A 14,668-nucleotide genomic window follows, 5' to 3' on the forward strand; every position below is an offset into this window, starting at 1 on the left:
AACCCGTTTCCGGATTCACCTGTCCCTTAGCCTCACGCGAAAGGTGAGGCTAATTCTCGAGTTATTTCTTCGCGGGAAATACCGGCGCAGGCCGATACGAGCGAATTTTTTATTTTAGGTTGGTCGGTCTGTTGACGGGAATGTCTGTCAATCTGACGCGCTTGCGGCGAATTTCGCGCTCAGCTTCGAAGCCATGTTACTCCCCCTCATCGATACCAATTTGGCCTCACTGCTCGTGACCTCGCTGGTATTGATTCTTTCGTCAAATTGGCTTGCAACATATAGTGTATCATGAATTCCACAAAATGTCTGCAGGCTCCTAAGCTGTATTGACAAAAGGGATTTGCGCCGGGCGGCAGTTTCGTTGCGTAAGCGCCGAGTGGCGATTCGCCTTGTGAAACCTGCGTGGCAGCTCAAGTGCATAAGCAGCCCCATACCGCCGAACTACAAGACCAAGTACTGGCCAGCCTACTGCCAAGCCTTGATGAAGCGCGGCTCCCTAACTATTTGGTTTGACCCGTAAATGGCTTGAGTGCCAACGCGGATTGGCAGGCGCGGTTGATGGGCTCAGGAGAGCGCCGCCGCGATCCAATCCTGTCTGGCCCCGAAGGATTTGTTCGGGATGGCGCTCCGGCAGACGTCAGGCTTCGTCGAAAGCCTCTTGCGCCTGGTCTGTTTGGACTGGGCCGTATCTGACTTCAGTACCCTGAGCCGGCGCCGGCAGACCCTAGCAGTGAACATCACCTGCCGCGGCTCAAAGTGGCTTTTGCATCTTCTGAGCGGCAGCGCGGGCATCGAGGCCGAGGGCGAACCCTAAACCTAAGAAAGCGGCGTCAGCCGGACTTAGTGCACTATGGCGGGCGGTAGTTTCGAGAAGATTGGGATCATCGACCTTCGATCCAGACGCTTCAACGAAACCGTTTTTCCGTTCTCATCTATGCCATGCGCCTGGAAAACGCTCTTGGCTACCCGAACCGAATGAAACAGTGTCCACATCCTTCTCCCGCAACCAACTTCCGCGAACTTTCCAATTCGGCGCCAGCGGCCTGGGATTTAGCCCCATAGCATCCCCCGGCCTTCAGCAGTTTTACCGGTTTCCACGGTCCAAACTGCCGCGGGCCGCCTGCAGCGTGTTCAGCAGGGCATCGATATCCTGATCACTGGTGCGCCAGGACGACACGCTGATCCGCAGGGCCGGTTCGCCGTTCCAGACGGTGCCGCCGAACCACGCTTTCCCGGAGCGCTCCACCCGCTGTTGAAGCTCCCTGGTCTGCGCCTCGGTGCCATAGCGGAACAGGACCTGGTTCAAGACGGGCTCGCACAGCAGTTCAAACCCAAGGCCGGGCAGGGCCTTGGCAATGCGGGCAGCCATGCTGCAGTGCTGCTCGATCAGTTCGGCGACGCCGGCGCGGCCAAGCGTGCGCAGGGCCGCCCAGATCGGCACGCCGCGGGCGCTGCGGGAAAATTCGATGCCCAGGTTCTTCTGGCTTTCAGTGGATGCGGTGGAATATACTGCGTCGCTGTTCATGGCGGCCGCCATTGCGTTGCGGTCGCGGCAGATGCCCGCCGCGCCGTCATACGGGGTATTGAGCCATTTGTGGCCGTCAGTGGTCCAGCTGTCCGCGCCCTCTATGCCGCTGGTCAGGCCGCGCTTTGCCGGGGACGCGCGCGCCCACAATCCAAAGGCCCCGTCGACATGCACCCATGCGCCGGCCTGTTTCGCTTTTTCGATAAGCGGCAGGAAGGGATCAAAGCTGCCCGTATTCACCTCGCCGGCCTGCAGGCACAGAATGGTCTGCCCATCCAGTGCAGGAAGCCGGGCCGGGTCAATGCGGCCGGCGCTGTCGACCGGTGCTTTGATCAGCCGGGCCTGGCCGAAGCCCAGAATTCTGAGGGCCTTGAGAACCGTGATATGGGCCAGCTCGGAAACCACAACCTTGATTTCCGGCGCGCCCAGCAATCCCATGGCATCGAAGTCCCATCCGCATTTCTTCAGCAGTTCGCGCCGCGCGACGCTGAGGCAGACAAGCGTGCTCGCGGTTGCCGAAGTGCCAAACGCCACGCCGCTTTCGCGGGGCAGGTCCAGGATCTCCAGCAGCCAACGCGCCGCGACTTTCTCGATCTTGTCCGCCACCGGAGAGTTCATTTGCGAGGAGGCGCATTGATCCCAAGCCGACGCCAGGCGCTGCGCAGCGGCGGCGACCGGCAGCGTCGCACCGATTACAAAGCCAAAGTACCGGGGTCCGTTTGAAACGGTTGTCGCCGGCGAGCCGGCCTCATCAAGCAGCGCCAGCGTTTCGGTTGCATCCCTCCTGGAGTCCGGCAATGGCTCATCAAAGCGTGCAAGCTGCTGCCGGACGGCGGCATCGGGAAAAACAGGCATCTCCGACACGCTGGCAATGTAGCGCGCGGCTCTGGCCTCTGCATCGCGCAGCAGCTGCAGCTCGCCCTGCTGTTCTTCTGTCGCCGTCCGTTGCATTCTGAACTCCTTGTCTGAGACCGTTCTCAGGTTGATAGCAGGCCTGCAGACTGCGGTCATTGCTGCCCGTTCTGCGCCTGGCCTGCGCCCCATGCTGCCGCGCCTGCCGCATCCGCGCCGGAGAAGGTGCAGATGCAGAGCCTTGCTGATAGCACGCCCGCCGTTCAGCTGGTTGCAATAAACTCGGACACCAGTCCGGATACTAGCTGCGGCGCGTCTTCCGGGCTGTAGTGGCCAGTTTCGGGCAAGGTCTTGATCTGACCGCCGGGGAACGCCTGCCGGAACAGGGGCAGAAACTGCTCTGCCTGCAGCGTCCTGTCGGCTTCGCCCCAGATGGCGATAGCAGGTTTCTTTGCCAGCTCGGACTTTACGGCGCCGCTCGCCTCTTCGAACGCATGTTTGCCGGTGGCAAAGCCTTTGGCCCAGCCGATTGCGCCCGCAGCAAATCCAGGCGTAGGAAACGGCGCCCGGTAGGCATTCAGCCAAGTGTCGGTGATCAGCTCATTCCGGACAAATCCATTCAGCTTGAGTGTCGACAGGATGTTGTAGTCAAGCTGGCCGAGCACCGCTTCCAAGGTGCCGTTTTCCTCTGCCTGCATGATCCACTGAAACCAGGGTGCAGCACCGGCATTGGCAATCAAGCGATCCAATAGATCAGGCTGCCCGAGGGGCGTCGGGCCGTTGACCGAAACGATCCGTTTGATCCGGTCCGGGTGCCGGATGGCCACGCCCATGCCAACCGGCCCGCCGAAATCATGCATGACAAGGGTCACATCCCGGAGATCCTGCTCCAAAACAAAGCGTTCCGCATTGTCGATGTGATCCTGCAGCCAATAGCTGCGGTCTTGCGGGGTGGCGCTTTTGCCAAATCCCATATGGTCAAGGGCAATCACACGGGCATCACGGGACCATTCAGCAATCTGAGCACGGTGAAGATAGCTCCAGGTCGGTTCGCCATGCAGCAGCAGCAGCGTCTCCGGGCCGCTGCCCTCATCGACATAGTGCATCGGATAGCCGGAGGCGGAACTGTAGCGGGCTTGAAACGGCCAAGTTCCCTCAAAGGTCTCTTCGGCAGGGACCGCGATCAGGCGCGGATCATGGCCTGGAGCGGGTTGCTGCGATGCCGGCTCACTGGTCTGAAGGTCAACGGTCATTGGGCTTCTCCATAAATGTGTGTGAGTCACATATATAAATGGCCTCTTCCAATTCAAGTGTGTGAGTCACATATTATCCGTATGACGGATGATTCACGGCGGACTGCGAATTTACTGGGGGCGGCGGTGCTCTGCCTGCACGATGAGCTGAAGACGGTTCTGGCGAGGCAGTTCCACCGCTCCGGAGAAGGACCGGCGGCGCTTTGTGCGCTCGGCCACCAGCCAGGTTTGTCGAATGACGCACTGAGCCGGCTTTTGGATCTCACCCATACAGGCACGGTGCGCCTGATCGACAGGCTGGCCGAGGACGGCCTTGTCAGACGACAGGCGGCGGAGCACGACAAGCGCAGCATTGCGCTTTATCTCACAGAAGCCGGCCAAGCCGCTCGGGAGAACATACTGCGCGAGCGGCTGGCCGCACTGGAGGCAGTGACCGGCAGCCTGTCCGCTGACGAACAAAAGGACCTGGCCCGGCTGCTGGAAAAATTGCTGCAAGCTGCTGCCGGTGACGACACGCACAAGCTGCGGACCTGCCGGCTGTGCGACAGCCGCGCCTGCACAAATTGCCCGATACTTGTGCCTGTAAACGGGGCGGACTGAAGCGCCTGGCAATAGTGCCAGGCTTTACCTTTCGAAGGCCAACGTGGATTTAACCCGAGAAGCCAACGTGGTTGCCCAAAAAATGAGCAGACACCAACCAACTGCAAGACCTGTAACTGGTCAGCCTGCAACCAAGCCCTGAAGAAGCGCAGCTCCCTAGCATCTGGCTTGGGCTAGAAAGGGTTTGGGGGCACCGCGAATTGGCAGGCGCGTTCGACATTCCCAGCGCCCTGGAAATCAAAGTGGTTTCCGGGTGCTCCCTGGGCTGCCTGCCGCTATTCTCCTCAGGGCAGGAACGGCCGCTCTTTTCCGCTCAAGCGACCGTCATCATGCCTCTGACTTCACGCCTGCCGCGAACGGCAGCTTCGGTGAAGCTGCACTGCAGCGCCTGGCTCGGCGGTCAAGGTCGGGAAAGGGCCGTTCATACCGGAGGATCTCTTTGGTATGGCCATCGCTCTGCGTTGCATCTGAGACAGGTTGGGGCCCTAAGCCTAGATCAACAAAGTTTAGAGGGCATCCGAGCATCGCTTTGAGGGGGCGCGGTCAGCCTTGCCTCAGCTTGCTGCTTGTAAGCCTACTTCAGTCCGGCCCGGCGCAACCGGTCGAGTAGTTGCTCTAGATTTTCTGGGTCCTTATAGGGCTGGGACGCCGCGAATTTCTCAAGCGTGAAGTCCGGCTGAATTTTCTTAACGGTGCAAGCAGCTTGATACGCCTCTTCGTTTCGCCCCAGCGCAATGCTAGACTCCACCAGCACGAGATATGGCTCGATAAGGTTCCCATCGATTTCAATCGCTGACTTGGCTGCTTTGATGGCCTCATCATGCCGATCAGCCCCATAAAATGCGCTAGCCAGGATTGCCGGGTAAATTGGGACCGACTGGTGAGGCACCAGGCGCAATGCGAATTCAGCGTGCTCGATGGCCTCGCCCGAGCGTCCGAGAAAGTTCAGGACTCCGGCCTTGAGTGCATACGAGGCGGGGCAACTTGGTCGAGCGGATACGGCTAAGTCTGCCTTTTCACTGGCATCTCTGAATTCCCTACGGCTCAAATGCAGGTGTGCCAGAACCATATGAGGATACCCTGTAGCATCTCCGAGGCGAATTGCTTCAAGGGCAAGCCATTCTGCGCGCTCCAAGACTTGTGCAACGCTTTCCTCAGGTGCGGAGAATACAGCTGCCCAGTAGGCAAGAGATCCTGCTGCGTAGCTCGCCGAGCATGTTGGTTCAAGGCGAATTGCTTCCTCTAGCAGATGCTGCGCTCTTTGCAGGTCCAAGCCAGATTTCGCATTGAAGATCAGATACTCACCTTGAAAATAGGTTTCTAGCGCCTCCGAATTCTTGAACATCTTGCGGACGATGCGAACGGCTTCGCCACCGAACAGTTTGACGCCCAGAAACTCAAGAATCTGCTCGGTGATTTCGTCCTGAAGGGCAAATAGATCATCGTAGTCGGCGAGATTGCGGTCAAACTTTTCCGCTGAGAGATACCGGCCGGTTGATACCTCCATCAGCACCGTGTTCACGCGAACCCTGTTCCCAAGCTTACGCAGATCGCCCTTAAGCAGATATTGCACATCAAACCGGCTGGCCAGTTCTTGGTCTCCCATTGAGCTTGACAGGGTCAGAAATGGCGTCTCATCTTGAACAATAATTAGGCCGGGAACTCTCGCGAGCGCCGCAAGAATACCGTTTGACAAGGCGTTAGCGAAGACATCTTGCTCGGGATCACCGCTGAGATTTTCGAATGGCTTGACGGCCAGCGAGGGTTCCAAGCCACTCCGGTCACCAGCCAACGGCAGTGGTCGCTTCGGTAACGGCTTCGGGCCGCCAATAAACCGGTAAGTGCGCACGGGCTTTGCTATATTCTTCACGAACTGTTCGCCAACGAACTCAAAGGCTGGTGCCAGTTCGCCTCCGATAGCATCGTGTACAGCTCCAGAAACAAAAATACCGCCGGGTTCGGCCATGGCTTCCAACCGCGCTGCGACATTCACGCCCTCTCCATAGATATCGTCGCCATCCGGAATCACATCGCCCAGATTGACACCGATCCGAAGCTCAAGCCGCCGGTCATCAGTCATGTCGGTGTTGCGCACAATTATCTCGCGCTGCAGTTCGACGGCACACCGGACCGCGTCCTGCACGCTGGCGAACTCTGCCAGGGTCCCATCACCCATCAACTTGACGATCCGGCCTCGATGTGCTGCCAGCAGCGGGTCAATCAGCGAGCTACGAAGGTCCTTCAGGGCCGAGAGCGTCGCTGCCTCGCCCTGCTCCATGAGGCGGCTGTAACCGACTACGTCAGCGAGGATGATTGCCGCGAGGCGGCGGTGATCGTACTGTTCTGCCATTTCGAATACCAGACACGACGGTACCACAGTCTACTCGATGAGGCAGGTCATTAGAACAGGTGCGATTACCCTGCTAAACCTCCTAAACGGCAAATCGCAGTTGTGTCCCGTGATCCGACTTTCATCATGCTTCTGACTTCACACCTAAAGCGAACGGCAGGCTCGGTGAAGCTGTACTGCAGCGCTTGACTCGGCGGTGAAGGTCGGGAATGGGCCATCGGCTCCATTACGCATACATGTTAATGCGACCGGAGCGCCTTCGTCCGGTCGCTTGCCGAGAGTGACCGGCGGCTATTGCATGGGCCGTTCGAGCTTCGGTTGCTGGCTTCCTTTGGGGCCAGCCACGATGAGCAGGAACCCGACAAGCCCCAGGTTGGCTGCGATGCCAGCGGTGATGTGCCAGTCCGGGACATATTCGGTATTCCCAAAGTGGAACGCGTCCCAAACCGCATGCAGTCCAACGCCTATCCAGATGAAATCTGTGCGCCAGCGGGATAAGACCGCGAACTCCATCCAAAAGACGAGCCCAAGGAGTTCGAGCCATAGTGCTTCGGCCGAGTGTCCCCAGCGAAGCCAGTTGGCGACGTAGATTACGGGCAGGCCAGCCAGGAAAACCGCGTCGTTCAAGGTTTCCCATCAAGGCTTTGTCGTGAAAGTCCCTTGAGTTGCCTATTTTGGTTTCAGCAGCTGGTTAGCTGCAAGCGAAGCAGGGGTAAGCCATAGATTTCTTTTTCCTAATCCTGAGATGTGAAAATTCTGTCAGGGAAGACCGGCAGGCAACAGCCCGCGCCGGAGTGTCAGAAGAGGGTTTGGAAATGGCGATAGAAAAGGTAGACACGCTGGTTGTTGGTGCGGGCCAGGCCGGGGTGGCAATGAGCGAGCATCTGACCAGCCACGGCGTGCCGCATCTGGTACTGGAGAAGAACCGGATTGCCGAGGCCTGGCGGTCGGGCCGCTGGGACTCTCTGGTGGCCAACGGCCCGGCCTGGCACGACCGGTTCCCGAACCTGGAGTTCACCGGAACTGATCCGGAAGCCTTTGCCGGCAAGGAGAGGATCGCGGACTACTTTGTGGAATACGCCGAACGCTTCAATGCACCGATCCGCACTGGCGTCGAGGTGACCAAGGCTGAGCGTCTCAACGGCAGCGGCGGGTTCCGGGTCGATACCTCGGACGGAGTGATCGAGACGCAGCGGATCGTGGCTGCCACCGGCGCCTTCCAGCATCCGGTGATCCCGCCTCTGGTGCCGGAAGGCGCAGAGGTGAACCAACTGCACTCCTTCCACTACCGCAACCCGGATCAGCTGCCTGAAGGCGCGGTGCTGGTGGTCGGCGCCGGGTCCTCTGGCGCTCAGATTGCAGACGAACTGAACCGGGCCGGCCGCAAGGTTTATCTCTCGGTTGGTCCGCACGACCGCCCCCCGCGCATGTACCGGGGCCGGGATTTTGTCTGGTGGCTGGGTGTTCTGGGCTTGTGGGACCAGGCGGCGCTGGAGCCGGGCAAGGAGCATGTGACAATCTCGGTCAGCGGCGCATACGGCGGCCAGACCATGGATTTCCGCCGGCTGGCTGGCGAAGGCGTGACCCTGCTGGGCCTGACCGAGTCCTACGTAAGCGGCACCATGAATTTTGCCGGCGACCTGCAGGAGAACATAGCCAGTGGTGACGCCGACTACCTGACGATGCTGGACCTGGCAGACGCCTATGTCGAACGCACAGGCATTGATCTGCCGGAAGAACCGGAAGCGCGCAGTGCCTTCCCCGACCCGGACAGCCTGACAAACCCGATCCGCGAGCTGGATCTAGCGGCGGAAGGCATCACCACCATCCTCTGGGCCACCGGCTTTCGCCAGGACTTTGACTGGTTGAAAGTGGATGCTTTTGACGAGAGGGGGCGCCCGCAGCATCAGCGCGGCGTGTCTGCAGAGCCTGGGATCTACTTCCTGGGTCTGCCCTGGCAGTCGCGCCGCGGGTCGACCTTCATCTGGGGGGTCTGGCATGATGCCAAGCACGTGGCTGACCAGATCGCTATCCAGCGCCATTACGAGGGCTACCGCGGCCCCGGCGAGCGCCGTGCCGATGTGCTCTGAGCGCGCCGCTTAGCTGCAGCCTAAGCAACGGGTAGCCAGACGGTAATATTGCTGCCCCGACGTGTGTGCGACTGTCACCGGTAAACGCGATGCCGGCCGCACCCGCCATCTCGCCATGCCAGGAGGACATCATGGCCCATACCCGCATCCGCAAGTTTAACACATCGGATACTTACCCGGAACAGAACCTGGACAATGATCTGTGCCAGGCGGTGGTGACCCAGGGCGGCAAGACCGTTTACCTGCGTGGCCAGTGCCCGCAGAATCTGGACGACGCCAAGAACATCGACAGCCACGACCCGGTCGAGCAGACCCACAAGGTGATGCAGAACATCCAGCAGTTGATCGAGGAGTGCGGCGGTTCGATGGAGCATCTGGTGAAGGTGGTGGTCTATATCACCGACGTGCGCCACCGCGAGGCTGTCTACCGCACAATGGGTGAATACATCAAAGGGGTGCACCCCGTGTCGACCGGCCTGGTGGTACAGGCGCTGGCGAGGCCGGAATGGCTGGTGGAAATCGACGGCACCGCGGTCATTCCGGACTGATCCGGAAGCGCGGAGGGGGTTGTCGGCCCCCTCTTGAGCCTCAGGCTCAATTCACCCCCGAGGATATTTCCGGCCAGATGAAGAACGGATCATCTCTAGTGGCTGGTGAGGAGGAGAGACGATGACATTTTCGCTTGTGGCGCGCTGCGCGGAAACGGGCATGTTCGGGGTGGCGATCTCGTCCTCTTCGCCTGCAGTGGCGGCGCGCTGTTCCTTTGCCCGGGCCGGTGTCGGCGCGGTGGCAAGCCAGAATGTGACCGACCCAAGCCTTGGCCCGATGGCCTTGGACCTGATGGAGCAGGGCATGACCGCGGCTGAAGCCGTGGAACAGGTGCGGGCGCAGGGCAAATTCATCGAATACCGCCAGGTGCTGGTGGTGGACATGCTAGGCGGCACTGCGATCCATTCCGGGCCGAACTCCCTGGGCATCTGGACCCAGGCGGAGGGGCGGGATGTCGCCTCTGGCGGCAATCTGTTGGCCAACGACGGGGTGTGCCAGGCGATTGCGGACGGGTTTCAGGCGGCTGAGGGCCATCTGGGCGACCGGCTGATTGCCGCGATGCGGGCTGGGCTGGCGGCCGGCGGCGAGGCCGGACCGGTGCATTCGGCGGGACTGAAGATCGTCGACAAGGTGAGCTGGCCAGTGGCCGACCTGCGTTGCGACTGGTCTGAGGACTGCCCGATCGAGAACATCGCCGCCGCCTGGGACATCTACAAGCCGCAGCTGGACGCCTATGTGCAGCGCGCGCTCGACCCGCGCGCGGCGCCGTCTTACGGCGTTCCCGGGGACGAATAATCAGGAGAGAGAGCATGCTGGACTATTCATATGACGACTGGAAAACCCGCGCTGCAGGTCTCTCGTTCCGCGGGCAGGCCTTCATAGACGGCAAGTTTTCGGACGCGGCATCGGGCAAGACATTTGCCAGTGTGAACCCGGCGACGGGTGAAGTGCTGGCGCAGGTGTCCGAGTGTGATGAAGAGGACGTGAACCGCGCCGTGGCGGCGGGCCGCAGGGCGTTCGAGGACGGGCGGTGGTCGCGGATGGCGCCGGGGGACCGCAAGGCGGTGCTGCTGAAGCTGGCGGACCTGATCCGGGGCAACTTGGAAGAGATGGCGCTTCTGGACAGCCTGGACATGGGCAAGCTGGTGACTGATGCGGCCACAATCGACGCACCCGGTTCCGCGCATTTCTTCCAGTGGTATGCAGAAGCCATCGACAAGGTCTATGACGAGGTGGCGCCGACCGGGCCGGGCGATCTGGCGCTGGTTTCCCGCGTGCCTCTGGGAGTTGTAGGAGCGGTGACGCCCTGGAACTTCCCCCTGGACATGGCGACATGGAAGGCCGCGGCCGCGCTGGCGGCCGGCAACTCCGTGGTTTTGAAACCGGCGGAGCAATCGCCGCTGTCTGCCCTGCGGCTGGCAGAGCTGGCGGCAGAGGCCGGCGTGCCGGATGGGGTATTCAATGTGGTGCCCGGCTTTGGCGCCACCGCTGGGAAGGCACTGGGGCTGCATATGGATGTGGATTGCCTCGCCTTCACTGGCTCCACCGCCATCGGCAAGATGTTCATGCAGTATTCGGGGCAATCGAACCTGAAACAGGTCTGGCCCGAAACCGGCGGCAAGAGTCCCAACCTGGTGTTTGCGGACTGCGAAGATCTGGAAACGGCTGCCGACATGGCCGCATTCGGTATCTTCTTCAACCAGGGCGAAGTCTGCTCTGCCAACTCACGGCTCTATGTGGAGCGCTCGATCAAGGATGCCTTTGTCGAGAAGCTGATTGCCCGCGCCGCGGCCACACAGCCGGGCGATCCGCTGGATCCGGCCTCGAAAATGGGTGCCATCGTGGATGAGAGGCAGACCGAGGGCATTATGCGCTTTGTCAAGGCAGGCAAAGCTACGGCCAATCTGGTGGCGGGCGGCGAACGTGTCACCGTCGATGGCAAGGGCTGTTTTGTGCAGCCGACGATTTTTGACGACGTAGGCCACGACAACCCGCTGGCGCGGGATGAGATTTTTGGCCCGGTGCTGTCGGTGATCCCGTTTGACAGCGAGGATGAGGCGGTCGCCATGGCCAATGACTCGATCTATGGCCTGGCAGCTTCAGTCTGGACCGATAATCTCAGCCGCGCGTGCCGGGTGTCGGACAAGCTGCAGGTGGGCACGGTTTCAGTCAACACGGTGGACGCTCTGTCTGCGCAGACGCCCTTTGGCGGCATGAAACAATCCGGTTTCGGGCGCGATTTGTCGCTGCACAGCCTGGAAAAATATACCGCACTGAAAACCACTTGGATCAAATACCGGGCTTGATCGGCCCGGTCCTGCTCCGGCATAGTCGCTGACATGCCTTTGCGTTTCACACTGCGCCAGCTGGAGTATTTCGTCGCCGTCGGCGAGGCCGGGTCCATTGCCCTGGCTTCGGAGAAGGTGAATGTGTCCTCGCCGTCGATCTCGGCGGCGGTGTCGCAGCTGGAAAATGAGTTCGGCCTGCAGCTGTTCGTGCGCAAGCACGCACAAGGTCTGTCGCTGACCCAGGCCGGCCACCAGTTCATGGATCAGGCGCGCGCTGTTCTGTACGAGGCCGGCGCTCTCAGCCGGCTGGCAGACAATATATCGGGTTTTGTGCAGGGGCCTTTGTCAGTGGGCTGCCTTCTGACTTTTGCCCAGCTGATTGTGCCGGGCCTGCGCCGCCAGTTCGAGGCGCTCTATCCCGCAGTCACCATCAGCCAGATGGAGCGCGACCAGGCCGGTCTCATCGACCTGATCCGCCAGGCGCGGATCGACGTGGCGCTGACATATGACCTGAACATTCCTGCAGACCTGAAGTTCAGCGCGCTGGCCGAGCTGCCGCCCTACGCCTTGCTGAGCGAGGATCATCCGCTTGCTGGCCGCGAAAGTGTCACTGTAGAGGAACTGGCCGCACATCCGATGGTGTTGCTCGACTTGCCCTTGAGCGCCGAGTATTTTCTATCGTTCTTTGAGTATGCCGGCGCCGCCCCGCAGATCGCCGAGCGCACCCGCGATATGGCGGTGATGCGCGGGCTGGTGGCGAACGGGTTCGGCTATTCAATCGCCAATATCCGCCCGGTGACGGACATGGCGCCGGACGGGCGCAGGCTGAAGTTCGTGCCGATTGAGGGCAAGCTGCGGCCGATGCGGATGGGCTTGCTGACCGCCGAAGGCGCCGAGAACGTGCTGACAGTCAAGACCTTCATCAGCTACTGCCAGGAACGGATCACTGACGGCACCGTTCCGGGGATCCGCATCGGGGACGGCAGCGGCGCTTAGGCGGCGGCTAATCAATGCTTCCGTAAGCGCAACTTTCGCCTGTGACCGGGTCCTGTACCCTTTGAGTGCTCTTGCACCGAAGGAGATGGAAATTGCGCGACCCCCGCTATGATATTCTGTTCGAGCCGATGGAGATCGGCCCGCTCACCGCCAAAAACCGCTTTTACCAGGTGCCCCATTGCAACGGCGGCGGCTACCGTGACCCCTCTGCCGCTGCGGCGATGCGGGGCATCAAGGCTGAAGGCGGATGGGGCGTCATCTTCACTGAACAGTGCGAGATGCATCACACCTCTGAAATCACGCCTTTCATCGAATTGCGCCTGTGGGAGGACAAGGACATCCCGCAGCTCAGGAAGATGTCGGAGCGGATGAAGACCCACGGCGCACTGGCCGGTATCCAGCTGGCCTACTCCGGGATCAACGGCCCGAACCTCTATTCCAAGGAGGTGCCGCTGGCGCCCTCTGCGCTGCCGATCCGCACCTTCACCAACGACCCGGTGCAGGCCCGCGCGCTGGACAAGCAGGACATCAAGGATCTGCGCCGCTGGTTCGTGAATGCGGCGAAGCGGTCCAAGGAGGCCGGGTTCGACCTGATCTGCCTTTACGGTGCCCATGGCTTTGGCATCTTTCAGCACTTCCTGAGCCGGGCGACCAATCAGCGTTCGGATGAATACGGCGGCTCCTTGGAGAACCGCGCCCGCTTCAGCCAGGAAGTTATTGCGGATATGCGCGACGCCGTGGGCGACACCATGGCGATCACCCTGCGCGTCAGCTTGGATGAAACCATTGGCGAGCTGGGCTTCTCCAACGCCGAGGTGCGCGATTACATCGAGATGAACAAGGACCTGCCGGACCTGTGGGACCTGGCGCAGGGCACATGGGAAGACTGCTCTGGGCCCAGCCGCTTCAAGGAAGAAGCTGCGCAGGAACAACTGGTGCGCGGCATTCATGAACTGACTAACAAGCCTATCGTCGGCGTCGGCCGCTTCACCAGCCCGGATGTGATGGCCAAGATGGTGAAGTCCGGCACGCTCGATTTCATCGGCTGTGCGCGCCCCTCGATTGCTGACCCCTTCCTGCCAAAGAAGATCGAGGAGGGCCGGATCGAGGACATCCGTGAATGCATCGGCTGCAACATCTGCATCACCGGCGACATGACCATGTCGATCAGCCGCTGCACCCAGAACCCGACCTTCATGGAGGAATGGCGCAAGGGCTGGCATCCGGAGAAGATGAATACCAAGGGTGACAGCTCCAACGTGCTGGTGGTCGGCTCCGGCCCTGCCGGCCTGGAAGCCGCCTGGGCGCTCTGCCGCCGCGGTTATGATGTGGCGGTGGCAGAGGCCAAGGATGTGATCGGCGGGCGTGTGACCCGCGAGCGCACACTGCCGGGCCTAAATGCCTGGGGCCGCGTTGTGGATTATCGCGACTACCAGCTGAGCCAGCGCCCCAATGTGGAGATCTACCGCGAAAGCCCGCTGGATGCGGACAGCATCCTTGAGTTCGGTTTTGAGAACATCTGTATCGCCACCGGCTCCACCTGGCGCCGGGACGGAGTCTCGCGCCAGCACGTAGTGCCAATGCCGATTGCAGAAGGGGCGAAAGTCTATACACCGGATGACTTGATGGACGGCACCATCCCCGAAGGCCGCGTCGTGGTTTATGACGATGATCACTATTACATGGGCGGCGTTCTGGCCGAACTACTGGCCTCCAAGGGCGCGCAGGTGACGCTGGTCACGCCCTCGGCCTATGTCAGCGACTGGACCAACAACACGCTGGAACAGGTGGCGATCCATCCGCGCCTGGTTGAGGCCGGGGTGGAGATCGTTCTGAACCGCGGGGTGACCGAAATCCATGCAAGCCATGTGGTTTCAAACTGCACCTACACCGATCGAACCTGGAACATCGAAGCAGATGCCGTGGTGATGGTCGCCTCGCGCACCGGCAACGACAGCCTTTACGAAGACCTGCGCGCCCGCGAGGCGGAATGGGCGGATGCCGGCATCAAGTCGGTCAAGACCATCGGTGACGCCAGCGCGCCGGGGCCGATCGCTTGGGCGACTTATGCGGGCCACCGCTATGCCCGCGAGCTGGACGGGCCGGACATCGGCGATGCGCTGCCCTTCCGCCGCGAGATCACCGAGCTGGCCCTGGACTGA

The 14,668-nt window shown here is 60.9% G+C and carries 11 protein-coding genes and 1 pseudogene; 8 read left to right on the top strand and 4 right to left on the bottom strand.

Features of this window, described 5'->3' with window-relative positions; translation table 11 throughout:
• Positions 1-421: 421 nt before the first annotated feature.
• A pseudogene (locus tag LHL23_RS21060) lies at positions 422-811 on the top strand (transposase); the annotation flags it as partial.
• A 276-nt stretch (positions 812-1,087) separates the two neighbouring features.
• Here the strand turns inward: LHL23_RS21060 and LHL23_RS21065 are convergent.
• Positions 1,088-2,479: a pyridoxal phosphate-dependent decarboxylase family protein gene (locus LHL23_RS21065; protein WP_226431438.1), complete on the bottom strand. Its 1,392-nt coding sequence runs from the start codon at positions 2,477-2,479 to the stop codon at positions 1,088-1,090.
• A 164-nt stretch (positions 2,480-2,643) separates the two neighbouring features.
• Positions 2,644-3,633: an alpha/beta fold hydrolase gene (locus tag LHL23_RS21070; protein WP_226431439.1), complete on the bottom strand. Its 990-nt coding sequence runs from the start codon at positions 3,631-3,633 to the stop codon at positions 2,644-2,646.
• Positions 3,634-3,714: 81 nt separating this feature from the next.
• On the opposite strand from LHL23_RS21070, the gene LHL23_RS21075 reads away from it, so the two are divergent.
• Positions 3,715-4,233, top strand: a complete 519-nt coding sequence (locus LHL23_RS21075; RefSeq protein ID WP_226431440.1) for a MarR family winged helix-turn-helix transcriptional regulator — start codon at positions 3,715-3,717, stop codon at positions 4,231-4,233.
• A gap of 574 nt (positions 4,234-4,807) precedes the next feature.
• Here LHL23_RS21075 and LHL23_RS21080 read toward each other — a convergent pair.
• On the bottom strand, positions 4,808-6,583 hold the full coding sequence (locus LHL23_RS21080) for an adenylate/guanylate cyclase domain-containing protein (protein WP_226431441.1): 1,776 nt from the start codon (positions 6,581-6,583) through the stop codon (positions 4,808-4,810).
• 291 nt (positions 6,584-6,874) lie between these two features.
• Positions 6,875-7,210, bottom strand: a complete 336-nt coding sequence (locus LHL23_RS21085; RefSeq protein ID WP_226431442.1) for a hypothetical protein — start codon at positions 7,208-7,210, stop codon at positions 6,875-6,877.
• A 188-nt stretch (positions 7,211-7,398) separates the two neighbouring features.
• Between LHL23_RS21085 and LHL23_RS21090 the strand changes: the two genes are divergently transcribed.
• The 6 genes from LHL23_RS21090 (at position 7,399) to LHL23_RS21115 (ending at position 14,668) form a co-directional block, all read left to right on the top strand.
• The gene (locus LHL23_RS21090) at positions 7,399-8,673 is read left to right on the top strand and encodes a flavin-containing monooxygenase (RefSeq protein WP_222481369.1); all 1,275 of its coding nucleotides are present in this window, start codon (positions 7,399-7,401) and stop codon (positions 8,671-8,673) included.
• Positions 8,674-8,804: 131 nt separating this feature from the next.
• Positions 8,805-9,221: a RidA family protein gene (locus LHL23_RS21095; RefSeq protein ID WP_222481371.1), complete on the top strand. Its 417-nt coding sequence runs from the start codon at positions 8,805-8,807 to the stop codon at positions 9,219-9,221.
• 121 nt (positions 9,222-9,342) lie between these two features.
• The gene (locus LHL23_RS21100) at positions 9,343-10,017 is read left to right on the top strand and encodes a DUF1028 domain-containing protein (protein ID WP_222481374.1); all 675 of its coding nucleotides are present in this window, start codon (positions 9,343-9,345) and stop codon (positions 10,015-10,017) included.
• A gap of 14 nt (positions 10,018-10,031) precedes the next feature.
• The gene (locus tag LHL23_RS21105) at positions 10,032-11,528 is read left to right on the top strand and encodes an aldehyde dehydrogenase (RefSeq protein ID WP_222481376.1); all 1,497 of its coding nucleotides are present in this window, start codon (positions 10,032-10,034) and stop codon (positions 11,526-11,528) included.
• 33 nt (positions 11,529-11,561) lie between these two features.
• On the top strand, positions 11,562-12,506 hold the full coding sequence (locus tag LHL23_RS21110; protein WP_226431443.1) for a LysR substrate-binding domain-containing protein: 945 nt from the start codon (positions 11,562-11,564) through the stop codon (positions 12,504-12,506).
• A 92-nt stretch (positions 12,507-12,598) separates the two neighbouring features.
• Positions 12,599-14,668: an oxidoreductase gene (locus LHL23_RS21115; RefSeq protein ID WP_226431444.1), complete on the top strand. Its 2,070-nt coding sequence runs from the start codon at positions 12,599-12,601 to the stop codon at positions 14,666-14,668.

Origin of the sequence: Leisingera sp. McT4-56 (genome assembly GCF_020514995.1) — a bacterium.
Classification (GTDB): domain Bacteria; phylum Pseudomonadota; class Alphaproteobacteria; order Rhodobacterales; family Rhodobacteraceae; genus Leisingera; species Leisingera aquaemixtae_A.